Origin of the sequence: Quyinboa mangrovi (assembly GCF_042219825.1) — a bacterium.
In the GTDB taxonomy this organism is placed as follows: domain Bacteria; phylum Bacteroidota; class Bacteroidia; order Bacteroidales; family UBA5342; genus JBHJHP01.
This window is the reverse complement of record NZ_JBHJHQ010000001.1, coordinates 505738-532703: the sequence shown is the minus strand read 5'-3', so window position 1 is coordinate 532703 and position 26966 is coordinate 505738. Positions and strand designations below refer to the sequence as shown.

30 protein-coding genes are annotated in these 26966 nt (G+C 38.1%); 14 read left to right on the top strand and 16 right to left on the bottom strand.

The window, feature by feature from the left end; all coding sequences use genetic code 11:
- Positions 1-38: 38 nt before the first annotated feature.
- Genes ACE1ET_RS02290 through ACE1ET_RS02280 form a run of 3 tightly spaced genes read right to left on the bottom strand, consistent with a single transcriptional unit; the run spans position 39 to position 3503 of the window.
- A complete protein-coding gene (locus ACE1ET_RS02290; RefSeq protein WP_375726738.1) occupies positions 39-1829 on the bottom strand; it encodes an NADH-dependent [FeFe] hydrogenase, group A6 in 1791 nt (596 codons plus the stop codon).
- Between the two features lie 17 nt (positions 1830-1846).
- Entirely contained in the window at positions 1847-3025 is a 1179-nt protein-coding gene (locus ACE1ET_RS02285; protein WP_375726737.1) for an NADH-ubiquinone oxidoreductase-F iron-sulfur binding region domain-containing protein, read from the bottom strand.
- A 10-nt stretch (positions 3026-3035) separates the two neighbouring features.
- On the bottom strand, positions 3036-3503 hold the full coding sequence (locus ACE1ET_RS02280; protein WP_375726736.1) for an NADH-quinone oxidoreductase subunit NuoE family protein: 468 nt from the start codon (positions 3501-3503) through the stop codon (positions 3036-3038).
- A gap of 729 nt (positions 3504-4232) precedes the next feature.
- Here ACE1ET_RS02280 and ACE1ET_RS02275 point away from each other — a divergent pair.
- Positions 4233-5771 (top strand): glycine--tRNA ligase, encoded by a 1539-nt coding sequence (locus tag ACE1ET_RS02275; RefSeq protein WP_375726735.1) that lies wholly within the window; start codon positions 4233-4235, stop codon positions 5769-5771.
- A gap of 22 nt (positions 5772-5793) precedes the next feature.
- Here ACE1ET_RS02275 and ACE1ET_RS02270 read toward each other — a convergent pair whose 3' ends face one another.
- Complete coding sequence (locus ACE1ET_RS02270) at positions 5794-6294, bottom strand: hypothetical protein (protein ID WP_375726734.1); 501 nt, start codon at positions 6292-6294, stop codon at positions 5794-5796.
- A gap of 233 nt (positions 6295-6527) precedes the next feature.
- On the opposite strand from ACE1ET_RS02270, the gene ACE1ET_RS02265 reads away from it, so the two are divergent.
- From ACE1ET_RS02265 to ACE1ET_RS02230, 8 genes are read left to right on the top strand one after another with little or no spacing between them, the layout of a single operon-like run.
- Positions 6528-7007 carry a SoxR reducing system RseC family protein gene (locus tag ACE1ET_RS02265; RefSeq protein ID WP_375726733.1) on the top strand — a complete coding sequence of 160 codons (480 nt, stop codon included), beginning with the start codon at positions 6528-6530 and terminating at the stop codon, positions 7005-7007.
- Positions 7008-7018: 11 nt separating this feature from the next.
- Positions 7019-7921, top strand: coding sequence for a Fe-S cluster domain-containing protein (locus tag ACE1ET_RS02260; protein WP_375726732.1), 903 nt, complete (start codon positions 7019-7021; stop codon positions 7919-7921).
- Positions 7922-7923: 2 nt separating this feature from the next.
- Positions 7924-9255 (top strand): electron transport complex subunit RsxC, encoded by a 1332-nt coding sequence (gene rsxC, locus ACE1ET_RS02255; RefSeq protein WP_375726731.1) that lies wholly within the window; start codon positions 7924-7926, stop codon positions 9253-9255.
- A 10-nt stretch (positions 9256-9265) separates the two neighbouring features.
- A complete protein-coding gene (locus ACE1ET_RS02250) occupies positions 9266-10261 on the top strand; it encodes an RnfABCDGE type electron transport complex subunit D (protein ID WP_375726730.1) in 996 nt (331 codons plus the stop codon).
- Positions 10262-10273: 12 nt separating this feature from the next.
- The gene (locus tag ACE1ET_RS02245) at positions 10274-10879 is read left to right on the top strand and encodes an RnfABCDGE type electron transport complex subunit G (protein WP_375726729.1); all 606 of its coding nucleotides are present in this window, start codon (positions 10274-10276) and stop codon (positions 10877-10879) included.
- Between the two features lie 11 nt (positions 10880-10890).
- On the top strand, positions 10891-11478 hold the full coding sequence (locus tag ACE1ET_RS02240; RefSeq protein ID WP_375726728.1) for an RnfABCDGE type electron transport complex subunit E: 588 nt from the start codon (positions 10891-10893) through the stop codon (positions 11476-11478).
- A 17-nt stretch (positions 11479-11495) separates the two neighbouring features.
- Positions 11496-12068, top strand: coding sequence for an electron transport complex subunit RsxA (gene rsxA / locus ACE1ET_RS02235; RefSeq protein ID WP_375726727.1), 573 nt, complete (start codon positions 11496-11498; stop codon positions 12066-12068).
- A 22-nt stretch (positions 12069-12090) separates the two neighbouring features.
- Positions 12091-12435, top strand: a complete 345-nt coding sequence (locus tag ACE1ET_RS02230) for a translation initiation factor (protein ID WP_375726726.1) — start codon at positions 12091-12093, stop codon at positions 12433-12435.
- Between the two features lie 40 nt (positions 12436-12475).
- Here ACE1ET_RS02230 and ACE1ET_RS02225 read toward each other — a convergent pair whose 3' ends face one another.
- The 3 genes from ACE1ET_RS02225 to ACE1ET_RS02215 form a co-directional block, all read right to left on the bottom strand.
- Positions 12476-13705 (bottom strand): M48 family metallopeptidase, encoded by a 1230-nt coding sequence (locus ACE1ET_RS02225; RefSeq protein WP_375726725.1) that lies wholly within the window; start codon positions 13703-13705, stop codon positions 12476-12478.
- A gap of 92 nt (positions 13706-13797) precedes the next feature.
- Positions 13798-14229, bottom strand: a complete 432-nt coding sequence (locus ACE1ET_RS02220; protein ID WP_375726724.1) for an FKBP-type peptidyl-prolyl cis-trans isomerase — start codon at positions 14227-14229, stop codon at positions 13798-13800.
- Entirely contained in the window at positions 14222-14431 is a 210-nt protein-coding gene (locus ACE1ET_RS02215; RefSeq protein WP_375726723.1) for a (2Fe-2S)-binding protein, read from the bottom strand. Before ACE1ET_RS02215 ends, ACE1ET_RS02220 begins: the two co-directional genes overlap by 8 nt.
- Positions 14432-14562: 131 nt before the next feature.
- Here ACE1ET_RS02215 and ACE1ET_RS02210 point away from each other — a divergent pair, with 131 nt between their 5' ends.
- The gene (locus ACE1ET_RS02210; RefSeq protein WP_375726722.1) at positions 14563-15201 is read left to right on the top strand and encodes a hypothetical protein; all 639 of its coding nucleotides are present in this window, start codon (positions 14563-14565) and stop codon (positions 15199-15201) included.
- Positions 15202-15208: 7 nt separating this feature from the next.
- Here ACE1ET_RS02210 and ACE1ET_RS02205 read toward each other — a convergent pair whose 3' ends face one another.
- A complete protein-coding gene (locus ACE1ET_RS02205) occupies positions 15209-16015 on the bottom strand; it encodes an SDR family oxidoreductase (RefSeq protein ID WP_375726721.1) in 807 nt (268 codons plus the stop codon).
- Between the two features lie 133 nt (positions 16016-16148).
- On the opposite strand from ACE1ET_RS02205, the gene ACE1ET_RS02200 reads away from it, so the two are divergent.
- The 4 genes from ACE1ET_RS02200 to ACE1ET_RS02185 are packed head-to-tail and all read left to right on the top strand — an operon-like array spanning position 16149 to position 18413.
- Positions 16149-16601, top strand: a complete 453-nt coding sequence (locus tag ACE1ET_RS02200) for a DUF4293 domain-containing protein (RefSeq protein ID WP_375726720.1) — start codon at positions 16149-16151, stop codon at positions 16599-16601.
- A 37-nt stretch (positions 16602-16638) separates the two neighbouring features.
- On the top strand, positions 16639-17028 hold the full coding sequence (locus tag ACE1ET_RS02195) for a bactofilin family protein (RefSeq protein ID WP_375726719.1): 390 nt from the start codon (positions 16639-16641) through the stop codon (positions 17026-17028).
- Between the two features lie 2 nt (positions 17029-17030).
- Entirely contained in the window at positions 17031-17411 is a 381-nt protein-coding gene (locus tag ACE1ET_RS02190) for a hypothetical protein (protein WP_375726718.1), read from the top strand.
- Positions 17412-17423: 12 nt separating this feature from the next.
- Positions 17424-18413, top strand: coding sequence for a bifunctional heptose 7-phosphate kinase/heptose 1-phosphate adenyltransferase (locus tag ACE1ET_RS02185; RefSeq protein ID WP_375726717.1), 990 nt, complete (start codon positions 17424-17426; stop codon positions 18411-18413).
- Between the two features lie 31 nt (positions 18414-18444).
- On the opposite strand, the gene ACE1ET_RS02180 is transcribed toward ACE1ET_RS02185, so the two are convergent.
- From ACE1ET_RS02180 to ACE1ET_RS02145, 8 genes are all read right to left on the bottom strand, one after another.
- The gene (locus ACE1ET_RS02180; protein WP_375726716.1) at positions 18445-19047 is read right to left on the bottom strand and encodes an IMPACT family protein; all 603 of its coding nucleotides are present in this window, start codon (positions 19045-19047) and stop codon (positions 18445-18447) included.
- Positions 19048-19479, bottom strand: a complete 432-nt coding sequence (locus ACE1ET_RS02175) for a hypothetical protein (protein ID WP_375726715.1) — start codon at positions 19477-19479, stop codon at positions 19048-19050.
- A complete protein-coding gene (locus ACE1ET_RS02170) occupies positions 19472-20761 on the bottom strand; it encodes a tetratricopeptide repeat protein (RefSeq protein WP_375726714.1) in 1290 nt (429 codons plus the stop codon). Before ACE1ET_RS02170 ends, ACE1ET_RS02175 begins: the two co-directional genes overlap by 8 nt.
- 203 nt (positions 20762-20964) lie before the next feature.
- Complete coding sequence (locus ACE1ET_RS02165) at positions 20965-22260, bottom strand: hypothetical protein (protein ID WP_375726713.1); 1296 nt, start codon at positions 22258-22260, stop codon at positions 20965-20967.
- A 150-nt stretch (positions 22261-22410) separates the two neighbouring features.
- Positions 22411-23151, bottom strand: coding sequence for an NADPH-dependent oxidoreductase (locus ACE1ET_RS02160; RefSeq protein ID WP_375726712.1), 741 nt, complete (start codon positions 23149-23151; stop codon positions 22411-22413).
- Between the two features lie 16 nt (positions 23152-23167).
- Positions 23168-24169, bottom strand: a complete 1002-nt coding sequence (locus tag ACE1ET_RS02155) for a GNAT family N-acetyltransferase (RefSeq protein ID WP_375726711.1) — start codon at positions 24167-24169, stop codon at positions 23168-23170.
- Positions 24162-25220: a DUF354 domain-containing protein gene (locus ACE1ET_RS02150; RefSeq protein WP_375726710.1), complete on the bottom strand. Its 1059-nt coding sequence runs from the start codon at positions 25218-25220 to the stop codon at positions 24162-24164. Before ACE1ET_RS02150 ends, ACE1ET_RS02155 begins: the two co-directional genes overlap by 8 nt.
- On the bottom strand, positions 25220-26836 hold the full coding sequence (locus ACE1ET_RS02145; protein ID WP_375726709.1) for a DUF3078 domain-containing protein: 1617 nt from the start codon (positions 26834-26836) through the stop codon (positions 25220-25222). Before ACE1ET_RS02145 ends, ACE1ET_RS02150 begins: the two co-directional genes overlap by 1 nt.
- Positions 26837-26966: the final 130 nt, after the last annotated feature.

Sequence of the window (26966 nt, the reverse complement as noted above, 5' to 3'; positions counted from 1 at the left end):
AAAAAGGGAGGCCAAAGCCTCCCTTTTCACTTGTTACTCTAATAGCGCTCCCGCTCTACGTATTTAGTGTGGAGTAAATGATGAGACTTCTCGCCAAGAGGTTGTCCAAGAAAATCATTGTATAATTTTATGACTTCGGGATTATCATGCGATTTTCGCATATCCATTCCCATATCTTCTGCATAAATTGCTTCCATGCGTTTTTGACGTATTTCAGGGCTTGTTGGTATAGGTTGACCACCACCACCAAGACAACCGCCCGGACATGCCATGACCTCAAGAAAATGGAATTCGGCTTCGCCTTTTTTCATGGAATCCATAACCTTTTTAGCATTGATTAAACCATGCGCCACGGCACATTTCAGTTCAACGCCATCAAGAAAAGCCCATTCCTTTAACGGCTTTTCAATTTTTACACTGGCCTCGCGTACGCCTTGTATACCGCGAACCGGAGTAATATTCAAATCTTTAAAGGGCACTTCCCTTCCGGTTACGATTTCATAAGCTGTGCGCAGGGCAGCTTCCATAACTCCACCTGTTGCTCCAAATATCACTGCGGCTCCAGTCGAATCACCCATCAACCGGTCGTAGTGCATATCTTCAAGCTTCATGAATTCAATACCCGCCTGTTTGATCATAATCGCAAGCTCACGGGTTGTAAGAACGTAATCCACATCTTTATAACCACTGTCATGCATTTCCGGTCTGCTGGCTTCAAATTTCTTTGCCGTACACGGCATGATAGAAACGCTTATAATGTCTTCCGGTTCCAGATTTCTTGCTTTGGCATAATACGTTTTAACCAGAGCCCCAAACATCTGTTGAGGAGATTTACAGGTGGACAGGTTTCCAAGGTATTCTGGATACATATGTTCAATATATTTTATCCAGCCGGGAGAACAGGATGTAGCCATCGGAAGTTTTACTGTTTCATCCTTATCAACCAGTGCTCTTTTAAGTCGGGTTAATAACTCTGTACCTTCTTCCAGAATGGTAAGGTCTGCAGTAAAATCCGTATCTAAAACAGAATCGAATCCCAGACGTTTCAAGGCTGCAACAAGTTTACCGGTAACCCTTGTTCCGGGCTCATAGCCCAACTCTTCACCCAAACCAATTCTTACAGCCGGTGCTGTTTGAACCACCACATGTTTTGTAGGATCAGCAATGGCATTCCAAACATCTTCAATGTAATTGCGTTCAACCAAAGCACCTGTAGGACAGTGGTTAACACACTGACCACAGTTAGTACAAACCACATCTGTAATTGGCTTTTCAAAAAAGGTTGAAATTTTCATATTTTCACCTTTATATGCCACAGTTAACGCATTTACTCCCTGAAGCTCTGCACAGGTTCTTACACATCTTTGACACCTAATACAACGACTATTGTCCTTAATGATCGACGGAGAGTACATATCAATCGTACGCGGCTTATCGTGACTAATTTCGATAAAATCCTGTGTCATTATTTTATATTCGGAAGCCAGCGTTTGTAACTCACAGTTACCATTTCTGTAACACTGGGTACAATTGGCATTGTGTTCAGCCAATAGAAGCTCTATCACATGCTTACGTGCATTCCTGACTTTTAAAGTATTTGTTCTAACTTCCATTCCTTCTGCACAGGGTGTTGCACAAGAAGCTGCCAAACGCCTTTGGCCTTCCAACTCTACCACACAAACCCTGCAGTTGCCAGCAACACACAGATCCTTATGATAGCACAGTGTAGGAATCTTTATGTTCAACATTTTTGCAGCATCCAGAATTGTTGTTCCCTGATCTACAGCACATTTTGCACCATTTATAAAAAGATTTATTTTTTTTGCCATAACAGTCGTTTTTTAAATTAGTAAATCATCTCTTCCTTGAAATTCTCAACAATGGCAGCAAATGAATTTGCCACAGACTGACCCAAGCCGCATTTTGCCGTAACCTGCATGGTTTCTGACAATCTCAGAAGAGTATCAAGATACTGAGCATTGCGTTCTCCACGCTTAACGGCCTGAATTCCCTTATAAAGAACCTGACAACCTACCCGACATGGTGTACATTGTCCGCATGATTCTTCCTTGAAGAAATCGAGGTAACTGTTCAATACATTAAACATTGAACGCGTACTGTTATAAAGCATCATAGAGCCACCGGTAGGTAACGAAATTCCAACCAGCTTGCCCTGAAAACCGATAGCAGTTTCCTTAAACTTTTTTCGTGGAACCAAAAATCCGGATGCGCCACCAACCTGAACCGCTTTGGTGTCACCGTCTCCAAATTCCGTTACAAAATCATGCAACGACATACCCAGTTCCAATTCATAAATTCCGGGTATGGGAGTATCGCCTGATATTGAGAAGAGTTTCGTTCCCCTGGAATATTGTACACCCAAATCGTAGAATTTCTTATCACCATATTTAAAAATGGTGAAAGTGTGCGCCAGGGTTTCCACGTTATTTATGACTGTTGGTTTATTCAGATAACCACTATCAGTTGGAAAAGGAGGTTTATTTCTGGGTTCTCCTCTCCGTCCCTGCATGGATTCGAATAATGCAGTTTCTTCACCACATATGTAAGCACCGCTTCCCATAAAGATTTTGATACTAAAATCAAAATTCATCTCTTTACAGAAATACTGAAATTCAGCAATAGCCTCTTCCAATGGTTGTTTCAAAAATGTATATTCACCACGCAGATAAATAAATCCTTTTTGAGCACCTATAACCTTACCACAAATAGCCATTGCGGTGAGAACCTTATATGGAACCTTTGTTAATATTTCTCTGTCTTTAAAGGTACCCGGTTCACCTTCATCTGCATTGCAGATAACGTACTTTTCATCTGCTTTTGCTTCTGAGGCCAGCTTCCATTTGAGTCCGGTAGGAAAACCAGCTCCTCCCCGTCCTTTCAACTCTGAGCTGATAAGGCTGTTAACTATGTCCTGAGTATCTCTAGCCAGGGTATCTGTTAAAATTTTTTCCCAATCATTATCATTTTTAAAGATCAGGTCTACTCTTTTTAATTGATATGCCATAACAAACTGTTTAACCCATTTTTAAATAATCAGAAATAACATCTCTCACTTTTTCAGGTGTCAGTTCTGTATAAACCTCGTCATTAATTAAAATGGCAGGCGCTTTATGACACCATCCCAAACAGTTAGTTTGCAAAAGAGTAAACATACCATCGGGAGTCGTTTCTCCCAGCTTGATCTTTAACATATCCTGTATAGCCAGTAAAATCTGATTCGTTCCTTTCATTGAACAGGATATTGTTTTACACACCCGGATAATGTTTTTACCGGTTTTTTTATTCTCCATAAAAGAATAAAAGGTAGCAGTACCAAATACTTCAGCGGCAGGCAAATCAAGCTCTCGGGCAACTTCTTTCATCGAATATTCCGATAAAAAGCGCTCCTGCTTCACCACGCCCTGTAAGATTGGTAAGAGACTGGTTCTTTCACGACCATGAACTTCGGCCAGTTCGTGAATCAATTCCTTAATAGGATCCATAAGCGATTAGTTTAATTAGAGAATTACAAGTGTTTAGTTTAATAAGAGTACCATGTGGTTTGTTCCTTGCTAATGTGATCAACATCACGACTTTAAATATAGAAATATTTCTTTAATTAAAATGTTGGACAATAATGTTGTTCAACATAATTAGAGAATTTTTTCTTTAATTAAAATGAGATTGAATAAGACATGTAAATATTTCGCTTACAGATAATTAGAAATATCACCAGGAGGATTACGTTCGCATAAGAGCATAAAAAAGCCGCACCCTGGATCTGAATAAACTCCTGTATTACAGGATTTGAGTGCCAGAGCAGTCAAGTATCTGCCGTCCTAAAAAGGAACCCGAAGGTTTGCAGCCCGCTTTCCTACTCTTAAGCTTTCTCGGAAAATTTTGTAGTGTTGAGTTTATCAATCTATTCTGATGCGGCCAATATCTTATATTCAATGAACGTTTTCGTATTTCGAAAATAGGTAAAAAACCCTTTACCGGCAAGGATTTTAATACTTTTTTTCATTAAAAAGACTTAAAATAAACCAGTGTCTGAAGTACACTAAATTATAAATTACTCAGTTCCAGAAAGTCAATACCTCAACAGTTCAAATCAGTTAACTAAACAAATTTGCAGGATTAAAGTATCCTGAAAGCAACAATCGCTGTAATATGTTCCCATTTCACGATTTTTAGTTTATTTTTGTGCCCCGTAAAACAATAAAACTACAATTATGTCAGAGGATATTTTTAAAAAACTGATCTCACATTGTAAAGAATATGGATATGTATTTCCATCCAGTGAAATATATGACGGACTCGGTGCTGTTTATGATTATGGTCAAAATGGTGTTGAGTTAAAAAACAACATAAAAAAGTACTGGTGGGACAGTATGGTTTTATTAAATGAAAACGTAGTAGGAATTGACTCTGCGATATTCATGCATCCCACCATTTGGAAGGCATCAGGACATGTAGATGCTTTCAATGATCCTTTGATTGATAATAAAGATTCAAAAAAGAGATACCGGGCCGATGTCCTGATCGAAGATCTGATGGCAAAGTTCGAAGGGAAAATCGATAAAGAAGTTGAGAAAGCAAAAAAACGGTTTGGTGATACTTTTGACGAAGCACAATTCAGAGCTACCAATCCACGTGTTTTGGCCAATCAGGAAAAAATTGAAGCTGTTCATACTCGATTTGTAAAAGCATTAAACGATAACGATCTGGCTGAATTAAAAGCAATTATTGAAGACTATGATGTGGTATGCCCTGTTTCAGGAACAAAAAACTGGACAGATGTAAGACAGTTTAATCTGATGTTCAGCACTGAAATGGGATCAACTGCAGATGGTGCCATGAAGATATATTTACGACCTGAAACCGCACAGGGAATATTTGTGAATTACCTGAATGTTCAGAAAACAGGACGAATGAAACTACCTTTTGGTATTGCACAAATAGGTAAAGCCTTCAGAAATGAAATTGTGGCCCGTCAGTTTATATTCCGTATGCGCGAATTTGAGCAAATGGAAATGCAGTTTTTCGTGCGTCCGGGCGAAGAGATGGATTGGTTCAATAAGTGGAAGGAAACCCGTATGAAATGGCATAAATCACTTGGTATGGGCGATCAGAAATATCGCTTCCACGACCACGACAAACTGGCTCACTATGCTAATGCTGCCACAGATATTGAATTTGAAATGCCATTTGGATTCAAGGAAGTGGAAGGAATCCATAGTCGTACCGATTTTGACCTGTCTCAACACGAAAAGTATTCCGGTAAAAAAATTCAGTACTTTGATCCGGAACTGAATACATCGTATGTTCCTTACGTCATTGAAACATCTATTGGTGTAGACCGGATGTTTCTGAGTATTCTGGCTGGTTCTTACCACGAAGAGGAAGTTAAAGGAGATACACGTGTGGTTTTAAAATTGCCTCCGGTTCTGGCACCGTTTAAATTGGCAGTATTACCTCTTGTTAAAAAAGACGGTTTACCGGAAAAAGCACGGGAGATTATTGATGAACTGAAATTTGATTTTAACTGCCAGTACGACGAAAAAGATTCAATAGGGAAACGATACCGCAGGCAGGATGCAATAGGAACACCGTTTTGCATTACTCTGGATCATCAAACCCTGGAAGATAATACAGTTACTATACGACACAGAGATACTATGGAGCAGGAACGCGTAAATATTTCTGATCTGCAAAATATTATTTCTGATAAGGTAAGTATGAAGAGTTTGTTCAGGCAGATTGCACAATAATACATTTTTATACTGGTAATCCTTATTGAATTGCCAGTATAAAATTAACCCATATGGAAGCCATTATTACAATACCCATGGCTATTCTGGAATGCCAGAACACGTTAGCAACATATAATCCTGATAATATAAGATTTTCGTCGTGTTTTGAAGCCTCAATCACACCTTTTTCAGATGAACCGTTAAACTTTAGAAGGGTACCATTATAATCCGTCAGTTCCCACTTTGAATTCCAGAAGTTATAATTCCTCAAATCAAATGTCTTATCCACCATTTTAATTTTAGCTGTTGAATTAAAAAGGTTGTAATTGATTTGCCCTAAGACATTGCCATCCCTATCAGATATTTTTGTCTTAACCTGGAAGATTCCCCTGGTATTAAACTGAATCTGTTTACGTTTCAGTTCTGCTTTTGCTTGCCTGTTAAACGTGCTCTGAATCAGGTCCCCAACATGCGACCCCTGATTATAAAGATAATAGGTGTTTTTAAAATATTCCTTTTCCCAAGTATAATCCGAATTCATAACGCAAGTTTTTAGGTTGTTTTGGCATTTTCTCTATTCAAATTTAGTGAATATTAACACTATTACGGATTGTGTAAAAGTTAAGTTTACATCTTTTTAATGCTTTGGCAGTTTCCTGCTATATATGCTATACGACATTATTTTTAATCCGGATGGAGTTTGATGTCAAGATTCTCAGTAACATAACCCCCTTTTAAATCAGCTTTTTAAAACAATTCTAAATAAAATATCTCATGCTGATTTTAGCAAATATATATTACATTTGTTGCCATAAATTGCAAAGTGGAGATTGCAAAATGCACTCAGAAGCAATAACACATTCAGGGAAAGTACAAAAGATATCAGGTGATTGTATCGAGGTTGAAATCCAGACCGGTTCAGCCTGCGGGCATTGTAGTGCCAGCGATCAATGTGTGGCAGCCGATTCCAGCACACGCAGGATCACCGTGGAAAATTATCAGGGGCCTGCTTTGAATATCGGAGATTGGGTCACATTAACCGGAAAAAACCGTGATGGATTAACAGCAGTATTTTTTGCTTACTTTCTTCCGTTTATTTTAGTGATTGTAACGCTGTTTGTATCTAATTCCATAGTTGATAACGAGGCCATATCCGGTCTCATTTCTTTAGGGATACTTATTCCCTACTACACTGTACTCTGGTTATTTAAGAACCGTTTAAAAAGAAAGTTTTCATTTAAAATAAATATTTAGTTTTTACTAATATGAATCTTACGCTAATTGTAATGATAAGTCTTGGAGGCCTTGGAGGTATTTCTGCTGCCATTCTCTATTTTGCGGCACAAAAATTCAAGGTATACGAAGATCCAAGAATTGATCAGGTTGAAGAAGCACTACCTGCTGCCAACTGTGGTGGATGCGGATATCCCGGATGCCGTGGATTTGCAGAAGCATTGGTGAAGGCGGATGATTTGGCTGATTACAACTGCCCGGTTGGTGGTGCCGATGTCATGAAAACCGTTGCATCAATCCTGGGTAAAGAAGCCGCTATTGCCGATCCGTTGATTGCCGTTGTAAGATGTAGCGGGTCGTGTGAAAACCGACCTAAAACAAATACCTACGACGGTGCCACATCATGCGCTATCGCGTCATCTTTATATGGTGGAGAAACCGGCTGTTCATACGGATGTCATGGTTTGGGTGATTGTGTGATTTCATGTGATTTCGACGCTATTCATATGGATGAGGTTACAGGCTTACCCGTTGTTAACGATAATTGTGTGGCATGTGGAGCCTGTGTTAAAGCCTGTCCGAATAACATCATAGAGATGCGCAAAAAGGGTCCTAAAGACAGACGGATCTATGTCTCGTGTGTGAATCAGGATAAGGGAGCTGTTGCCAGAAAGGCATGTAATGTAGCATGTATCGGTTGTAACAAATGTTTTAAAATTTGTCCTTTTGATGCCATCATTATGGAAAACAACCTGGCTTACATTGATTATAATAAATGTAAGCTGTGCAGAAAATGTGTAGATGTTTGCCCGACAAATTCTATTCATGAACTCAACTTTCCACCTAAAAAGATAAAAGTGGATACTGAAGCGGTAAATGCAACCAAACCTGACAAAGATAACCAGAGTACGAACTCAACTAATAAGGAGGCATAATCGTGTTAAAGACGTTTTCATTAGGTGGTGTTCACCCTGCTGAGAATAAATTTTCAGCAGATAAAAAAATTGAAATTCTTCCCGTACCTGAAGAAGTGATAATTCCTCTTGGACAGCATATAGGTGCACCTGCTGCAGCCACGGTTAAAAAAGGAGATACTGTAAAAGTTGGTCAGTTGATTGCCCAGGCAGGAGGTTTTGTTTCGGCAGCGATCCACTCCCCTGTTTCAGGAACAGTTGTTAAAGTTGACGAAGCTATTGATGCAAGCGGTTACAGAAAGCCTGCCGTCTATATAAAAACAGAAGGTGATGAGTGGGATGAAAAAATTGACCGCTCTGAAAAACTGGTTAAGACCTGCAACCTTGACTCAAAGGCAATTATCGAAAAGATAAAGGATGCCGGTATTGTAGGTCTCGGTGGCGCTACTTTCCCTACTCATATCAAGCTCTCCCCGCCTCCGGGTATGAAAGCTGAGGTATTGATCATTAACGGAGTGGAATGTGAACCATATCTGACTTCGGATCATAGGGTAATGCTTGAAAAAAGCGATGAAATTCTGGTTGGAATCGAAATACTGAAAAAAGCGTTGAACGTTGAACGGGCAATAATCGGAATTGAGAATAATAAACAGGATGCAATAAAACTTCTGACTGAAAAAGCAATTGCATATCAGGATATTGAAGTTGTAGCATTAAAAGTTCAATATCCTCAGGGTGGTGAAAAACAGCTGATAAAAGCAACCATCAATAAAGAAGTTCCATCAGGACAATTACCGATTGCCGTTGGAGCTGTGGTTCAGAATGTAGGTACAGCACTGGCCGTTTATGAAGCTGTTCAGAAAAACAAACCATTATTTGAACGCGTAGTAACCGTTACCGGAAAATCTCTGAAGCAACCATCCAATTTTCTGGTGAGACTGGGAACACCAATAAAAACACTGATTGAGGCAGCAGGAGGATTGCCCGAGGATACAGGCAAAATTATTGGTGGTGGACCAATGATGGGAAAAGCACTCGTAAACACTGATATTCCTGTAACGAAAGGTAGTTCGGGAATTCTTATTATGCAGAATGAAGAGGCCGGCAGAAAACCGATGCAGAACTGCATCCGTTGTGGAAAATGCGTGAATGCCTGTCCAATGGGCTTATCACCCTACCTGCTAATGGTACTCGGAGAAAAAGATTTACACGAAAGATCAGAAAAAGAACGCATCATGGACTGTATAGAGTGCGGTTCATGCAGTTTTACCTGCCCTGCAAACCGTCCGTTGCTGGACTACATCAGATTAGAAAAAGGTAAAGTAGGTTCAATAATCAGAAACAGAAAAAATTAAATACTTAACTATGTCAAAGATAACAGTAGCCCCTTCTCCTCATGTGCATAGCGGCGACAGCATTTCAAAAAACATGTATTATGTTTTGCTGGCGTTGATCCCGGCATTTGCGGTCTCGATATTCAATTTTGGATTGGGCAGTATTGTGGTTATGGCTATTTCTGTAGCATCATGCCTGGTATTTGAGTACGTTATTGCAAAATACATCCTTAAAACAGAACCCACCATAACAGACGGTTCAGCTCTTATTACAGGTGTTTTACTTGCTTTTAATGTGCCTTCCAATCTTCCGTTCTGGATCATTATAATAGGTGCCCTGGTTGCAATAGGCGTAGCCAAAATGAGTTTTGGTGGCCTTGGAAACAACCTTTTCAATCCGGCATTGGTTGGACGTGTATTTTTGTTGATTTCCTTCCCTGTTCAGATGACTTCATGGCCGGTTCCTGGAGCTGACAGACTTGCCTATACAGACGTCACTACCGGTGCAACGCCCTTAGCCATTATAAAAGAAGGCCTTGCGAACGGAGACAGTTATACTTCATTACTTGGTAAACTTCCCTCCTACATTGATATGTTGTTTGGATACACCGGTGGCAGCGCCGGTGAGATGGCTGCAGCAGCACTTATACTGGGACTTATTTTTATGCTTTGGAAGAAAGTCATCACATGGCATATTCCGGTAAGCATCATCGGAACAGTAGCAATATTTACATCGCTTCTGTATTATCTGGGTGCTCCCTCCGCTGATCCCATTGTGCATCTGTTGTCCGGTGGTTTAATGCTGGGTGCTATATTTATGGCAACCGATTATGTAACCTCTCCTATGAGTAATAAAGGTATGATAATCTATGGTATTGGCATTGGTGTGATAACAGTAGTCATCAGGGTTTTTGGTGCATATCCGGAGGGAATTTCATTTGCTATTCTGATAATGAATGCATTTGTTCCGATTATCGATATGTATATTAAACCAAAGAGATTTGGCGTGGTAAATGTGAAAAAGTAAAAGCATCTCACAATGAAAAAATTAGAATCTTCATTTCTCAATATGTTCCTGGTTTTGCTGGCAATAGCTTTAATTTCCGGCGGAGCACTCGGAACTGTATATAATATAACAAAGGCACCTATTGCTGAAGCCAAAATGGCAAAACAGGTAAAAGCTATTGAACAGGTTGTTCCGGGATTTACAAACCAACCTTCCAAAGAGGCACTGAATGTAAATATAGATGGAGAAAAAGTTACAATCTATCCCGCTAAAAAGGATAATAAGTTTATTGGTGCAGCAGTTGAAACCTTTTCAAAAAATGGATTCAGCGGGTTAATTAAAGTTATGATCGGGTTTGACAAGGAAGGTAACATCATCAACTACTCGGTTCTTGAACATAAAGAAACACCAGGGCTTGGAAGCAAAATGAATGATTGGTTCCGGGCCGGAAAAGGAGACATCAACGGAAAGAATCCTGCCACCACAAACATGGAAGTATCCAAAGATGGTGGTGATATAGATGCCATAACTGCAGCAACCATTAGTTCAAGAGCATTCCTGGATGCTGTGAACAGAGGGTACAAGATTTATGAAGAAAAAATTGACTCCCTGAAGGGAGCAACTGATATGAATGAATAAACAAGGAGCTTATGAATCAGTGGAAAAATTTTAATAAGGGTTTCTTTAGAGAAAATGCAGTTTTTGTACTGCTTCTTGGTATGTGTCCCACCCTGGGTGTAACCTCATCAGCCATTAACGGTTTGGGAATGGGACTGGCAACCACTTTCGTGCTGACCATGAGTAACCTGGTGGTTTCATTAGTGAAGAACCTGATACCCGACAAGGTGCGAATACCTGCATTTATAGTCATTATAGCATCATTCGTAACCCTGGTAGAACTCTCTATGCAGGCCTATTTACCGTCATTGTTCGAAAGTCTGGGCATTTTTATTCCTTTAATCGTTGTTAACTGTATTGTTTTGGGGCGTGCCGAAGCTTTTGCCTCAAAAAACAGTCTGATGAGCTCAGTAATCGACGGACTGGGAATGGGACTTGGCTTTGCGATGGCCCTTTCAATTTTAGGTTCAGTACGTGAATTTTTAGGAAGCGGGAAAGTATTCGGTGTCACCATATATCCGAATCAGTATGGCATGCTGATTTTCGTTCTGGCTCCTGGTGCTTTTATTGCGCTTGGATACTTAATTGCGTTTATCAACCGAATGCGTAAAGTTGCATAACTCAGAAAATAAGAATCATGGAATATATATTAATATTTATATCGGCAATATTTGTAAACAACATCGTTTTAAGCCAGTTTTTAGGAATTTGTCCATTCCTGGGTGTTTCTAAAAAAATAGATACTGCCGTTGGTATGACCGGTGCTGTAACATTTGTTATGGTTATCGCAACCATTGTTACATATCTGATCCAGAAATATATACTTGATGCTTTTGGTATCGGATTCCTGCAGACGATTACTTTTATTCTGGTAATTGCTGCTTTAGTTCAGCTGGTGGAAATTATTCTTAAGAAAGTAAGCCCCCCTCTATACCAGGCTTTGGGTGTATTTCTTCCGTTAATCACCACAAACTGTGCAATTCTTGGTGTAGCCATTATGACCATTCAAAAGGAATATAATCTGCTGGAAGGTGTGGTGTTTTCCTTTTCTACGGCACTTGGTTTTGGATTAGCGCTTATTCTTTTTGCAGGTTTGCGTGAACAAATGGACCTTGTAAAGATTCCTAAAGGTATGAAAGGCACTCCCATTGCTTTAATTACAGCCGGCTTGCTGGCGATGGCATTTATGGGATTTGCCGGTATCGTATAATTCAAATCAAAAATATTCTGTTATGTCCGAAGACTGGAAAAAGAGATTAGGAATGGTTTATTCCTCTAATCCTGATTATAATTACGAAGCTGATGATGAAAATCTGGAAGAGACTCCCGATAATAATAAACAGGACTTAAGGGTTTTACGGGACAGCAAGAAAAGAAAAGGGAAAACTGTTACGCTGGTTACCGGATTTATTGGACACGATGATGATCTTAAAGAACTAGGGAAATTATTGAAAACCAAATGTGGTGTTGGTGGAACTGTTAAAGATGGCGAAATAATGATACAGGGAGACTTCAGGGACAAAATATATGACATCCTTAAATCTGAAGGATATAAAGTAAAAAAGGCCGGAGGTTGATTAAATGTCAACCTTTTTTGTTAAAATTCCACTAAAGTTGTTATGCTGCCAAAGCATGAATGCGCTGAAGTAATGTTGGATGAGAGTAATAAAAAAACACATACAATTTATGCGGTTTAAGATTACTTAGCGATTTAACAGACAGTTTTTTAAGTCCTTCAGTCAAGGCTAAACCCGAAAAATTTTCCTTTGCAAAACGGTCCGCTTGATATTCATTTTTACGAGAAAGCATATTCATAAAAATATCCAGTATAAAGGATACGGGACTATATAAAATTCCAAATGCCAGCACATTAATATGAAAGCCCGGAACCTTTGCCCCAAGCGCTTCACTTAAGGCGTTGCTTTGCAAAAACAGTGATAGTATAAATAACATAATTCCACTGTTCACTATCGTAATAATAATGCTCTGAAGCGTATGTTTCTTTTTATAATGCCCAATTTCATGTGCCAGTACGGCGGTGACTTCATCTTCTGTCAGATCATTTATTAAAGTATCGTACAACACGATCCTCTTTTTCGGTCCTAAGCCGGAAAAAAAGGCATTGGCCTTTGTACTTCTTTTTGACCCATCCATCACAAAAATATTGTCAAGTTTAAACCCCGTCTTAACACTCAATTTTTCAAGCTTATCGCGTAAAGAACCTTCTTCCAGCGGCTTTTGCTTATTGAATAACGGTAGAATAAGGGATGTATAAAACATAGCGGTAAACAAGGAAAAAACCACGATTATGGCCCAGGCTATCAGCCAGAAATAGTTTTGGGTCAGTGTGTAAACCCAAACAATAAGACTTAAAATGCCCCCACCTACGATAGCAGTGATTAACCAACCCTTCAACGTGTCCAGTACAAATGTTTTGGGAGTGGTTTTATTGAACCCAAATTTTTCTTCAATAACAAAAGTAGAATAAATAGAAAATGGCATGGTCAACAGATCAGATGCCAATCCGATAATTCCAAAGAAAAGTAAAGCTATCAATACTGCACTATCCGTTACTGAACGCACTAAAGTATCCAGCCATCCGAAGCCTCCCATAAATAGCATCAGCATAATTAATACGGTGCTGAATGTACCTGTTATCTGTGAAAATCGCTGTTTTACCTTGTAATAATCCTGAGATTTTTTGTATTCTTCATCACTGTATATACCTTTTAACTCATCCGGCAGAGTATTACTTAACTGTCTTGTATTAAGCCAATCAAGATATAGCTCGAAAAAGTAATCGAAAATAAGAATGAAAATAATGATCCAAAAAACTGTGTTTCCCATTTAAAGAATATAATGCCACGTTAAATCATGAAGCGTTTACAAAGATATTATTATTCTTTAACTCACAAACAGTTATTCGGATAACACTACTTTCATGAGGTAGATATTAAGCGGATATCAAATGAAATGACTGCAAAAGGAGGAATTTTACCCGATGTGCCTTTTCTTCCCCAACCTAATTCCGGGGGAACCCAAAACTTATAGCGACTTCCTTCTTTCATTAAAAGTACACCTTCCTTAAGTCCGTCAATTAATTCTTCGTATTTTACTTCATCCGGTTGATTTTTTCGATAGGTGTCTTCCAGAATTGTTCCGTTTAATAACAGAGCTCGCTGATGAATAACTAATTTACTGTATTCATCCGGGATATTGCCGTTTCCTTCCTCAATTACCTGGTATTGTAAACCTGAATCTGTTTCAATCACATCTTCTTTTTTCCTGTTCTTTTCCAGAAATTCCTCCCCGGTTTTCTTATGAAGTCCTGCACCTCCCCGGTTTTTTAATTTTTGTTCGCGTTTAGCCAAAATTCTCGTTTTTAAACAGATTATTCTGTACATATTTTACAGTCCGGTTCATTTCTATAAACTGAACCAGGCTCCTGTAACACTTTCCACAACTTATAGATGCACCCGTCATCAACCTGATATCTTCAACTGAGGCATCCGGATGCTTCTTAAGTGCTCTTTTTACATCAGCACCACTCACCCTGTTACACGTACAAATCATACCATAAAACTACTGCAAATCAGTATATTCATAAAAAGTCATACTACCTGATTACTAACATTTTTTCCAAATGAATTGTTTTTTCACGTTTGAGGTCATAAATTTGATTAAGCAACCAAAACAATACGAAAATGAAAAAGTCACTGTTTTTAGTTTCAATGAGTATATTATTTGCGGCCTGTGCTCCTGTTTATTTTCCAAATCAGCTACAAACTCCATTACTGCAGGATCAGGGAGAAGCAACAGTTTCAGCGTCCCTTGGCACATCAACTTTCGATATGCAGCTGGCCTATTCTCCCATTAAGCATATTGACTTAACGGGCGATTTCTCCGTCGCCAATGGGAATGATCATGAACATCTGCAGTTTGAAGGAGGCATGGGGGTTTATCAGACCATTAATAATGCATTACATCTGGAACTTCTTGGTGGTGGTGGTGCCGGTTATTCCACCACAACCACGCAGGGAACTTTTGGAGAACATAACGAAGGAGCCTTCTCTAGATTTTATATCCAGCCGAATGTTTTTGTGGTCAGCGATTATGTTGAAGCAGGCCTGGCAACCAGAGCATCCTTTATTTCATTCAGGGAGTTTGGAACAGGAGTTTATGTTGAACCAACTTTTGTCGGCCGCTTCGGCATTGAACATTTGAAATTTCAGTTGCAGGCCGGGTTATCCTTTAACGTTAATGACAATTCCGTTTTGGACTATAATCCTTTTATTTTTAATGTCGGACTGGTTTATACATTTCATCACAGAAGCAATCCCTGATTCAGCTCTATAATGGAGCATCAGGCTCTTTTGCCATGTGATTGTAAGTCAGCTTTATAAGTAGTCCGGGCATAAATTTACTCAGAAAGACGGTTAATTTACCTTCAACAAAGGTAAGAATCAGCGTGCGTTTGCGCTTTATCACAGCCTTGTAAATGTGCCGTGCTACTTCTTCCGCACTCATCATTTTATCTTCTTTTCTGGGCGTTTCACCCTGAGAAGATCCATCAGCTGTCAAGGCAGAAAACCTGACATTTGAAGCCGTAAAGCCTGGTGCAGCAATCAATACGTGAAGCCCCTTTTTAAGATTTTCGGTTCTTACCGTATTTAAAAAACCATGCATGGCAAATTTTGAAGCGGAATAACCGGTCCGCCCGGGCAAACCAACATAACCGGCTATGGATGAAACACCGACCAATGAACCTTTGCTTTTTAAAAGATAAGGTAACGCATACCTGGTACAATATACGGTTCCCCAAAAGTTTACATCCATTAAGCGTTTCAATACAGAAAGTTCCACATCCATGAAATTAGCACGCATGGAAATACCTGCATTATTTATCAAAACATCTACTCTTCCAAATTTTGAAACGGCCCTTTCCACAATATTTTTACAGTCACTTTCAATGCTCACGTCCGTTTTAACCGCTAGCACCTCAACACCGGATTTTTCAAGCTCAACACTCACTTCATTAAGCTTATCCAGCGAACGCGCCGCCAGTACCAAATGGGATCCTTTTGCGGCGTACTGACGAGCCAGTGCAAGACCGATTCCTGAAGATGCCCCAGTTATGATAACAACCTTATCTTTCATCCTTTTTATATTTTTGGATCAACAAAAGTAAGATTTGAAAATTAAATTACATATCGCACATTAAACTTTTATCTGAAACCCTGCAATGACACGATTTTTTTTAACTTTGCTTTAACTTAATAACATGTAAACTATGATACAACGCATACAAACACTTTATCTGTTTTTAGTAGTGGTACTGACCGGAGTAATTTTATCTACCAATATTCTGAGTTTTACCAACACGGGAATTATTTTTTTAAGCCCTTACAGACTTTATAACGAAACCGGAATAACCATAAAAGAGGCCATGCCGTTAGCGACGCTATTTCATCTGAGCTTCATATTAGTTGCAACAGCAATATTTTTTTATAAAAAAAGAGTTATACAAATTCGTATTTCCATATTCAGTCTTGTCTTATATTTAGGATCATATGCTTTGATCGCATATTATTATTTTACGTTCAAAAAAGATTTATCTTTAGAGTTCAATTCTTTCAAAATTGGTGCTGTTCTTCCACTAATAAATGCTATATTGCTTTATTTAGCGGTGAGGAGCATAGGAAAAGATGAAGCATTAGTAAGATCACTGGATAGAATAAGATAAACATTAAAAAGTAGCGGTACTTTTAAAAATTATAAAAATGGCAAAAACAAACTCAATTGAGGAAACAAAACACAATCTGATCACAACCGGAACCAAAATCAAGGGTGAATTATCAGCAGAAGGCGATTTAAGAATCGATGGAATTGTTGAGGGAACAATTAATTGCAAAGGGAAATTGGTTGTTGGTCCGGAAGGTTCACTAAAAGGCGAAATAACCTGCAAAACAGCAGAAGTTATGGGTGCAATTGAAGGAAAGCTTTTAGTCAATGAGCTGCTGTCTATTAAAGCTACTGCCAAAATAAACGGAGACATTAAAACGTCCCGTCTGGCTATAGAACCGAATGCGGTCTTTACCGGCACCTGCGACATGGGAAAACCGGTAGTTCCAAGCCCATCCACCAAAGATTTAACTGATAAGAAAAAATAGAAATGAGTCCCCACAAAATTCGCAGAGCCTACAAATTTATGGGTCTGTACGCGTTAGCCTTATTTGTATTACATAATGTAATCAATGCAATTGTTCCGCATCTTTCCATCCTGAAAGAGCTGGTGATTATACATGTTATCATTTATGCAATGTGCGTACTGGATTATGCTGTTTCTAAATTTCTTATTGATCATAACAGATCATATAAGCTGCTCATTGTTTTGGGAAGCATAACTGCGAAAATGTTTGTTGCCCTGACTGTTATTTTGCTATTTTATTTTTTGAAGGAAAACAATATGAATACCTATATCTTTTCTTTCCTGATTGTTTACTTACTTTACCTACCCGTTATTACTTACTTCTTTGTTAAGGATTTTAAATAAGCGTTTATAAGTATGTTCATTTCAAATTATACTGAATCTTTCAAAACAAAACATATTCTTATTATTGGCGATGTAATGGTGGATTCCTACTTATGGGGAAGCGTCAAACGTATTTCACCGGAAGCACCCGTTCCGATATTAAGTCGTTCCAGAAGAGAACACCGACTGGGTGGTGCTGCCAATGTTGCAAGAAATATTAAACATCTCGGAGCTACTCCATTGATCTGTAGTGTAATTGGAGACGATATAAACGGTTCAGAATTCAGATCATTGTTAGCAGAAAAGAATCAGATAACAGACCGTTATATCGTTAGCGATCCGGACCGTCCCACTACCATAAAAACAAGAATTATCAGTGGTGGACAACAGTTACTGCGACTTGATGATGAGGTTACCGATCCGCTTTCCAGTACAATTGAAGATGAACTGGAAAAGTCCATTGAGCGATGCCTTAACGAAAATAGTGTTGATGCAGTAATTATTGAAGATTATGATAAAGGTATTATTTCTGAACAATTGATTACTAAAATCAACGAACTGTTCGTTCCGCTATCCGTTCCGGTCTTTGTTGATCCGAAACGGAAAAATTTCTTTTCATACAAAAATGTTACGCTGTTCAAACCTAATTTCAATGAATTCTGTGCCGGTATTAACAAAGATCTGGAAAAAGATAATATCACAGAAATTGAAAAACAGGCACATATCTATAAGGAAAAATTCAATATTAAAAACATGCTGATCACGCTCTCTGAACATGGTATGTTGCTCAGTGGAGAAGAAAACCTACACATTCCTGCCCAGAAAAGGGACATCGCTGATGTATCAGGTGCCGGTGATACAGTGATCAGTGTTATTGCTTTGTGCTATGCTGCAGGAATGCCTATGGAAATGGCAGCAAAAGCTGCAAACATAGCGGGTGGACTGGTATGTACAAAATCAGGTGTCGTCCCGGTTGATCTGGATGAATTGCTTAAAGAATGTGACCGGATTTATAATATTTGACACAACTCACTTTTTACGAAGGAGGACTATTTCACAATTTTTCAATCTTTAAGCCATACAGTTGCTGCATTCTGGAGATAACTTTTACCTCTTCACTTAAACGAATGGCAATATCAATAGTACAGGCCAGTTCGAATACCTGGGTCTTAATTTCAGGATTTTCTTCTTTCAATAATCGCATAACATCGTTCATTAAAGGATATTCGAACATTAACCGGTACAAAACTGTAACAATACACTCTTTGATTTCAGCCTGAGCTAAAGCATCCTGCGCAGCAAGTTTGTAAGCATTTATCAAACCACTAACTCCAAGCTTGATACCGCCGAAATAACGAATTACAACGATCAAAACATCTGTTATATCAAAAGAGAGAAGCTGACCATAAATTGGTTTACCTGCGGTTCCCGATGGTTCACCGTCATCATTATGACGATACTGTTCGCCTTCGGGACCTAACCTGTAGGCATAACATACATGACGTGCATCATAAAATGTTTTCCGGTATTGTTCAATTAATTCCTTTATTTCATTCTCAGAATCAACAGGATGAGCATGAGCAATAAATTTGCTACCTTTTTCTTTATACAATCCTTCGGAATGTGTTGCGATCGTTCTGAATGTATCTTTTATCATCTAAAACCGTATTTCTTTAAGTTGCTGTCTACCCATATCCAGCAAATACAGACGATCCGGCTTCAGTACAAAATTGTATTCCAGCAATTGCCGGCGAGTTGATTCATTATAAACCGATGGTGCCGACTGACCTGTCTTAACTTCAATCACACAAAATTTTCCATGCCTGGTTGCCGTAAAATCTGGAATGATCTTAATTACTTTTTGACTACCATCCTCAATCAGTTTATAATTATATTGTTTCTGATACCGAATATTTTTAAACCCTTTACGTGAAAGAACTTTCTGAGCCTTAGCTTCAAGCTTCTTCCCGAGTTTCATCCGCTTTTTCTGCCTCTGGTTCAACCGATACTGATTGAACACAAGCCTGAACAAATAAAACGAAAGTACTACGAGTAATATAATTATTCCGTAAAGCCAGTATTCATTCATCCTCAATGCCTTCCTTAAAAAACAACTCCTCAGTTATTGCCGTGATACGACGTTCAGCTGCACCTTGATACGTTGCGTTATTCTCGGATACTTTCTTACCACTTCGATCCAGGAAATCAATAAACTGTTGATAATACAGCTTTGCCTGCTTTTTATTGTCCAAATCAAAGTCGTACATTGATCCAAGATAAAACAATGCAAGCACAGCCTGCGTTGAATCGGCTTCCAACGCTTTATCAAATTTCTGTTCTGCCAAATCATATAATTTCAATGCCCTGTTACTTATGCCCATTTGCAGATAAAGCTCTGCGATTACCTTATCCTCAGGTGTCAGCAAATCCATAGCCTTTTGCAGATAAGGCAAAGCCAAAACATTATCACCGGTATAACTCAATGCACACCCCAGAAAGAAAGCTACATCGGCTGAATTCTCATTATCACTTATATACCGTTTCAATAAACCGATGGATTTATCATACTGCTCTGTTTTAAAATATGCTATTCCGAGATACTTTTTAATGTTATCATCAGAAGTATTCCTTTTATAAGCTTTTTCAAGAAAATACGCCGCACTCTTAAAATCGCCTCCTTTGTAAAACGTCATTCCATCGAAGTAATAGAAGAAATAATCATAAGGATATTTATCCATACCTTTCTTACATATCTCCTGAACAAACGCCAGATTTCCCAAATTATAATTAATCTTAACCAGACCACGCTGCACTTTTAAATTTTCAGGATCAGCAGTATAAGCTTTTCGGAGTATCTCGTCTGCATTTCTTAAACGCTTGGAGGCGATATAAGCATCAGATAACCGTATCATATACTGCACATTTAAAGAATCCTGCTGATGTGCAAACCTTAAGAGCTTGATTGCATTGTAATTCTTATCGAATGTGAGGTAGAGGCTGGCAAGAGGTAAATATGTTCTGGTCATCGATGAATCTGACCGAATAACCATTTCATAATATTTCAATGACTGATCCAGATAGCCTGCTTCATAACATATATCTGCCAATTGTAAGCCCAGTTCAGTATTAAAACCATTATCGGTAATATATTCTGTCAGCTTCCCGGCAGCTTTTTGCGATGAACCGGTCTTATCAAGAGCATAAGCCAGATAAGAAATTTCTATTCTATTCAGATCAGGTTTCTGATCCAGAAGTTCAATAACGCTTCTGTATTCACCTTTTATCATATACAGGTTCAGCGAATCACGTGACTGAGCAAAACCTGAAAAAACAATAAATGCTAAAAAACTACTGACTACGAGATATTTCATGTGGGTTTGTTTCAAATAATAACGCAGGAAAACTGATTCATGTATGTGAACAGTTAAATTACTATCCTTTCAAAAGTAGCTACAATTAACGAAGTTCAAAAACATAAACTGTATAAAATAAAAAAGGCTACACCGCTGTGTAGCCTTTTTCTCTGTTTGTTGACCTACTGAGCTTAATAATCGCATTAAGCTATATTTTTATATTACTCGAATAATCTTTTTATAATTTTTAATCCGCCCTGTGTTCCTTTTGCCACAAAAATGTATTCATCCTGAACAGTAACATAGTTTGCAGATGCATCTTCAATATCTTCATCCCAAACGTAAAGCGGTTCAACAATAACGGGATCCTCACCATAGGTTATAGTCGGCTTTTTACATACAACCAGTCCGTCAGCACCGTTAGCAAGGTAAATATATTCATCATCCACGCTTATTCCATTGGTATTTCCGTGATTTAACAATTTAGGAGAAGACTGCAATACTACCATTTGTTCAAATATGTCAACAGCCACAAATCCGCTGGCCCCCATTGAAACATAACAATAGCGGGAATCATTTTCCATAAAACAAGTTGCTTTACCCGAATACATGTCAGCCTCGTTAGCAACATTATGGTATAATGAACCTAAAGAAATGACTGTTTCATTCTCAGTATCATTGACACCTATTCTATAAACATGAAGTTTTGCGTCTTTACCACCTTCAAGTGATACATGGAATTTTCCCATGGTATAACCGTTGGTAGCTGAAAATTTAGCGTTTGAGAAATAATCTGTTCCATCATCACGATAGCCTTTCTTAAAATTAAGGGCAAACGTTCCACCACCAGAATTTCCTGCTGTCACCATTAACCAGTCACCTGCTTCTTTAATACCATTTACAGATGCTACATTTTTAATAGTAATAATATCTAATGTAAGGGCACTACCTGAATCTGCAACTACATCACCCTTATTATCAAGTTCAACAGGTATTATCACAGCTCCCTTTTTAAATGAAGATCCACCCAACCACATAAGTTTACCGGCATGATAAACTTCACACACGTTGATATCAATATCATTAAACAAGATTTCATTCACAATTGATGGATTTTCTGAATCAGTCAGATCCAGTACTACTAAAGCACCACCGTGTGCAGATCCACTAAGGTTGTAAGTAACGTAAGCTTTCACTTCAGAGTTAACCTTGAACACCTTAACATAACTTGCACTTAACATTTCACCGTTAATAACCGGAGAGTTCACAGTTGATTCCAGTAAAAAGTTTTCAATTGAAACTTTTACACTTTTCAACTGCACCTGTGTATCGTCATAATACTGTGTAAAAGGAACCTCAACTCCCTGATAATTAATACTTGAAGAAAATTCACCTTCTCCATTTACCACTATATCAGAATATTCACCAAAAGAGACAACCGGATCCTCCTGCTTTTCACAGGATGCTACCAGCACGCCTCCAAAAATTAGTAACAGAAAGTAAATTAAGTTCTTCATCTCTAATGATTTTAACAATATTATAACATAATGTTATCACAAAGATAAACAAACTCTTTTAATTTACAAATTATTTACATTAATTTTTTACTTTGGAAACAATAATGAATAAAACTTTAAGTTAAGTATAATTTTTTCAATAGAAAAGGCTTACATAAACCCTTGTTTCTGAAGCACATCGAGCAGTAAACCAGAAAATAGCTCATTATCGGCTTTTTTGTAACGCACGTCTGTGAATACCTGCGCGAGGGTTTCTTTTTTATTTTCATCCACAAATCTTTTGTTTTCAGAAAGCGATTCTTTAAACACATAAAATTCGTGAATTTGTTCTTCAGAATAGTCATGATAAATTTCTTCATGCACAACTGCTTCCAGTGGCAAACGATCAGTTTGTTCAGGGTTTTCATCGGGCCATCCAATAGTTACAGTCGTAACAGGAACAACACCCTTGGGTAAGTTCAACACTTCAATAATCTGCTGAGCAGTATAAGTTGTTGTTCCCAGATAACAAATACCCAACCCTTTGTCTTCTGCAGCCACACAAACATTCTGTGCCACAAGTAATGCATCAATTGCCGCTGTCATAAACGACAGAAAATTATCATATCCCGGTTCAGCATTATTTATTTTACACCATTTATTGAAGCGGTTAAAATCTGCGCAAAAAGTCAGGACTACCGGTGCATTTTTTATCATCGGCTGATTAAAGTGACAGGGAGACAATTTTTCTTTTACCTCCTGAGATTTTGTTACAACAATGCTGTACACCTGCATATTACCCGTTGTTGATGCCCTGCAACCGGCTTCAAGAATGGTATTGAGTAACTCCTCTCCTATCTGCTTTTCGCTGTATTTCCTGATGGATCTGTGATTCAAAATAGTATTATTCATTTATTATATTTTTGACTCAGAACTTTAAAATCTTAAATATTCGTCTCGCGAGCTTAAGGGCAACCGGATATTTTGTCCATTTCCAGCGGTAGTTAATCTCCTCTTCGCTACCAAACCGCGCTTTGAAGTCCCTTACTCCATATGGAACATCTGGTATTCCACCTCCCATAAAATCAAACCTTTCAGCCTTCAATTCCCCGGCTTTCTGAATTCCTCCCCACGTTGCCATAACACTCGGAAACAAGTGTTTATACGTTTGGTGTAATCCTCCAATGTACCATTCATAATATGTTTTACCGGGGTTTCCGGCCAAAAGAATTCCACCGATCACCATTCTGTCGTATTTAATTGCCAGAGTCTGAATGCAATCATTATGTCTGCCAAGCCGATAAGCAGAAACAAAGAAACTTTTATCCGGTAATGGCTTTCTCACCTTATGCTTATACAATTCCCTGAGGATACCATAAAAGGTGTTTAATTCATAAATATCTGCAAAAGGTTCTACTGTTACACCTGCGTCCAGCCCCTTATTTATCTGTCGCTGCTTCGACTCACTCAGGTTTTGAAATGTATCGAAAGAACCAAAATCTATATATAGATTAATTCTTTCCTGAGGCACAAAATTGAATTCTGACAATGTTCTATCCAGCTTTTCATCCTTTTTACAGTTTCTGAATTCAGTATAAAATACTTTATCGCTATACGCAGATTTAAATTCAACCAGTAAATCCTGTAATACCTCTTCTCTCGCCGATTTTATGACAGGACTTTGCATTACCAATGCCCGTCTTCCAAACTGCCATAAAAAATATGATCTGATAATGACAACCAGCATCAATCCGTCAATTCTGTCATCGGTATAATGTACAAAATACACGGGATTGTATCCTTTTGTCAAAGAATATAAATTGAAGATCAGCGGGTAATGGAACACAGATTCCGGCGATTCGCTTTGCAAAAAAGACAGAATCTCTTTCTCTGCTTCATCAGGAATAATATTTTCGTATTGTTTAACCAATGCCTTTAAATTGTTTAAAGAATTCTTTTTTTAAAAGTACCTCTTTTAAATTTTCCAGATTTGAATTTTCAATAAGCCAGTAAATAAAGGCGCTTAAATTAATATAATCCCTTGAGAAATCTTTGTAATTATTCTGCTCATTTTTAGACTTCAGCAGTTCATCAGCTTTATTTATCACATTACCAAGGGCTGATTCACCGCACCTGAAGTTATAAACAAGTTGATAATCCATTTCCAATCTGTCTGTATAACTTCGTCCCACAGGATCACAATATATGGCAGGAACATTTAAACAGGCTGCTTCACTCGCCATAGTTGCACTTTCACCGATAAATAAATCTACTGTTTGCAATGTTTCATGAATCTTTTCCACCGGCCCATTATATCTATACTTTGTAAGCTCAGATGGCAAGGTCTGTTCGGATGAAATTATGATATCTGCATTATTTTTAAAATGTTCCACAAGTTTTATCTTTTGGTTTACGGACAAACCATTTCGGAAAAAATCGTGCGTGGCATTCCACGAAACAAACCTAAAGAACACAGTTGGTTTGTCTTTCGGTTTGGCATTCGTTATAATATTTCCAGGCAGATACGAAAGCTCATGTAACCCCGGATATTTAACATGTTTATTGCCAAGATGCAGTAGAAATGGTTCAGGCGTAAATATTAGGGTTGACCCCAGCCTGTAAAACATAACCTGCTCTCTGTTTTCCGTATCATCAAAAACAAAGTGTTTCTTACCGGTTATGCCGCATGCTAAAGATGCATACGGAGATGCTCCACTTAAAATAATATCAGGTTTAAACTTCCGGATCACACGGAACAAATGCCAGGAATTTATAAAAAGGCCTGTTAATTTACCCGCCTTTGATGTATAGTGTTTTCCCGTTTCTAAAGAAGGAAGATTAAACACAGCCAGTAATTCATCACACCGGTCTTTATTCCTGTATGAAAACAATACATCGTGTCCTGATGAAATAGCCTGTCGAGCCGGTTTCACAAACAGATGCACAAACGAAGGATGTCCTATATCAAATAATATCCGCATTAAAATCTGTATGAAAAGCCCACACTCGTCAACTGCTTAATCTGTATTCTTTTGGAATATATCTTGTTACCTGAACTATCATCTCCGATGTAAATTTTCTCTTCATCATCGTACTTTAAATTTACGTAGAATCTAAGAGAAAAAACATGGCTAAACTTATATTCATATTCACCTTCCCAGTCAACATCAATATTTTGCGGATTTTTGACATAATTAGAGAAGAGATAAAGGTTTGAATTCACATGCATTTCGCTGTTGATATTCCATTTTAGGTTGGCTTTTATATAGGCACCAGCCTCCGTCTTTGAGCGTTTTCCGGCTTCCACCCCGAATTTCTGTTCATTAATTTTTGCCGTATCACTAACCAGTGTATTTTTCATGGTAAGTGGCGATATCAGCACAGAAAGTAAATTCTTTTTATACTTATAATCCAAACCAATTGAAAGGTATGTTTTAGCCGGAGAAAGGAAACCCGATATCGGATCAGACCTTTCAGAGCCATTGTAATCGTATCCGTAAAGCAGCTGGGTTTGAAAATCAAAATCGAGCGTATAATACCAGCTCTTAAATGCTTTGTAACCAAGTTTAGAGCTTAGTTTTAACCGGTCATCAGTTTTCCTGAACAGTTCATCCTTGTCGAACTGTTTAATGGCTCCAAGTTTTAACTCAAATTCATTCTCCCATTTTACATTCTTTTTATTATAATCCGCTTCAAACCTGCCAATACCAAGGAGTGACACTGAACTCTCATCCCCTTTTGCCCAATATTTGGTAAACGTTTCATTGGCCTGTAAGGCCCCATATCCTTTAACGTTCCACGGATTCTTTATCTGGTCAAAACCAGTAATCTTTCTAACATAATCCCTTTCCTCACCTGAAAAGTTCTTATAGTCCAGTTCCACGTTACGGATAAAAGGCATGTACACCGTATCCGATATATTTGGTGGATCAGGCAGCTGATTCCAATGAAGATCTATATAGGAAGGATTATCATAACTTATGAAAGTTCTCGTCTCGTTCCATATTTTATTTTCAACCTGTACTGTTGTATCAATCATCACGGAATCAAGCTTATATGGAAAGGTATCCACATCAAGCATCAACTGTTTTTTCTTCCACAGATCAGGATATTCAAGATTATGATAGGTAACATAATCCAGTCCGTAATAATTTAATATAAGACCCGGAATGACAGGTTTGTAGCGATATACATTAAAATGTATGTGTTCATCAAATTTTTTCCACGACTTATATATTAATTTCAGCTGTTCATCGTACGTAAGATTACTATGAATATAATTGAAATTATACATATCAGGATACTCCACGAAATGAGGCAAATCCGGAACAATATAACCATCTTTACCCGGAATATATGGTTTAGCATTTTGAATGACCCGTTGAGCTGCAGAATCCTCCATAAGGCTGTCTATCTGACTCAGAATAACCTTTACTGAATCACTTAACAGAAAGGTATCCGGTTTTAATACCAGTGATGTGTCCTGCTGCAAATTATAATTCCGGTAATATTTAGTCATTTCATTACCATATCCGTTTAATGTAATAAACAGATTACAGATTATATAAAGTATCAGGTAGCGATTGTATCGATTCATACCTTAAACAAAGGCGTTTTGAATAAGCCGCAAGTTATAAAAATGTTTGTGCTTACACAATACGAAATATCAATATCTAAAGTCGTTCTTATATCCAAAGCTTACCACAGCATTAATCAATAAATCTTTT

What these genes read in the sequence shown, in the direction of transcription:
- ACE1ET_RS02285 (WP_375726737.1), bottom strand. Translation starts at nt 3,025, where the DNA reads ATGGCATATCAATTAAAAAGAGTAGACCTGATCTTTAAAAATGATAAT.
- ACE1ET_RS02240 (WP_375726728.1), top strand. Translation starts at nt 10,891, where the DNA reads ATGAATCAGTGGAAAAATTTTAATAAGGGTTTCTTTAGAGAAAATGCA.
- ACE1ET_RS02190 (WP_375726718.1), top strand. Translation starts at nt 17,031, where the DNA reads ATGAGTCCCCACAAAATTCGCAGAGCCTACAAATTTATGGGTCTGTAC.
- rsxA (WP_375726727.1), top strand. Translation starts at nt 11,496, where the DNA reads ATGGAATATATATTAATATTTATATCGGCAATATTTGTAAACAACATC.
- ACE1ET_RS02195 (WP_375726719.1), top strand. Translation starts at nt 16,639, where the DNA reads ATGGCAAAAACAAACTCAATTGAGGAAACAAAACACAATCTGATCACA.
- ACE1ET_RS02245 (WP_375726729.1), top strand. Translation starts at nt 10,274, where the DNA reads ATGAAAAAATTAGAATCTTCATTTCTCAATATGTTCCTGGTTTTGCTG.
- ACE1ET_RS02205 (WP_375726721.1), bottom strand. Translation starts at nt 16,015, where the DNA reads ATGAAAGATAAGGTTGTTATCATAACTGGGGCATCTTCAGGAATCGGT.
- ACE1ET_RS02260 (WP_375726732.1), top strand. Translation starts at nt 7,019, where the DNA reads ATGAATCTTACGCTAATTGTAATGATAAGTCTTGGAGGCCTTGGAGGT.
- ACE1ET_RS02165 (WP_375726713.1), bottom strand. Translation starts at nt 22,260, where the DNA reads ATGAAGAACTTAATTTACTTTCTGTTACTAATTTTTGGAGGCGTGCTG.
- ACE1ET_RS02175 (WP_375726715.1), bottom strand. Translation starts at nt 19,479, where the DNA reads ATGAATGAATACTGGCTTTACGGAATAATTATATTACTCGTAGTACTT.
- ACE1ET_RS02230 (WP_375726726.1), top strand. Translation starts at nt 12,091, where the DNA reads ATGTCCGAAGACTGGAAAAAGAGATTAGGAATGGTTTATTCCTCTAAT.
- ACE1ET_RS02185 (WP_375726717.1), top strand. Translation starts at nt 17,424, where the DNA reads ATGTTCATTTCAAATTATACTGAATCTTTCAAAACAAAACATATTCTT.
- ACE1ET_RS02250 (WP_375726730.1), top strand. Translation starts at nt 9,266, where the DNA reads ATGTCAAAGATAACAGTAGCCCCTTCTCCTCATGTGCATAGCGGCGAC.
- ACE1ET_RS02215 (WP_375726723.1), bottom strand. Translation starts at nt 14,431, where the DNA reads ATGATTTGTACGTGTAACAGGGTGAGTGGTGCTGATGTAAAAAGAGCA.
- ACE1ET_RS02280 (WP_375726736.1), bottom strand. Translation starts at nt 3,503, where the DNA reads ATGGATCCTATTAAGGAATTGATTCACGAACTGGCCGAAGTTCATGGT.
- ACE1ET_RS02210 (WP_375726722.1), top strand. Translation starts at nt 14,563, where the DNA reads ATGAAAAAGTCACTGTTTTTAGTTTCAATGAGTATATTATTTGCGGCC.
- ACE1ET_RS02265 (WP_375726733.1), top strand. Translation starts at nt 6,528, where the DNA reads ATGCTGATTTTAGCAAATATATATTACATTTGTTGCCATAAATTGCAA.
- ACE1ET_RS02150 (WP_375726710.1), bottom strand. Translation starts at nt 25,220, where the DNA reads ATGCGGATATTATTTGATATAGGACATCCTTCGTTTGTGCATCTGTTT.
- ACE1ET_RS02270 (WP_375726734.1), bottom strand. Translation starts at nt 6,294, where the DNA reads ATGAATTCGGATTATACTTGGGAAAAGGAATATTTTAAAAACACCTAT.
- ACE1ET_RS02160 (WP_375726712.1), bottom strand. Translation starts at nt 23,151, where the DNA reads ATGAATAATACTATTTTGAATCACAGATCCATCAGGAAATACAGCGAA.
- ACE1ET_RS02275 (WP_375726735.1), top strand. Translation starts at nt 4,233, where the DNA reads ATGTCAGAGGATATTTTTAAAAAACTGATCTCACATTGTAAAGAATAT.
- ACE1ET_RS02200 (WP_375726720.1), top strand. Translation starts at nt 16,149, where the DNA reads ATGATACAACGCATACAAACACTTTATCTGTTTTTAGTAGTGGTACTG.
- ACE1ET_RS02180 (WP_375726716.1), bottom strand. Translation starts at nt 19,047, where the DNA reads ATGATAAAAGATACATTCAGAACGATCGCAACACATTCCGAAGGATTG.
- ACE1ET_RS02170 (WP_375726714.1), bottom strand. Translation starts at nt 20,761, where the DNA reads ATGAAATATCTCGTAGTCAGTAGTTTTTTAGCATTTATTGTTTTTTCA.
- ACE1ET_RS02225 (WP_375726725.1), bottom strand. Translation starts at nt 13,705, where the DNA reads ATGGGAAACACAGTTTTTTGGATCATTATTTTCATTCTTATTTTCGAT.
- ACE1ET_RS02290 (WP_375726738.1), bottom strand. Translation starts at nt 1,829, where the DNA reads ATGGCAAAAAAAATAAATCTTTTTATAAATGGTGCAAAATGTGCTGTA.
- ACE1ET_RS02145 (WP_375726709.1), bottom strand. Translation starts at nt 26,836, where the DNA reads ATGAATCGATACAATCGCTACCTGATACTTTATATAATCTGTAATCTG.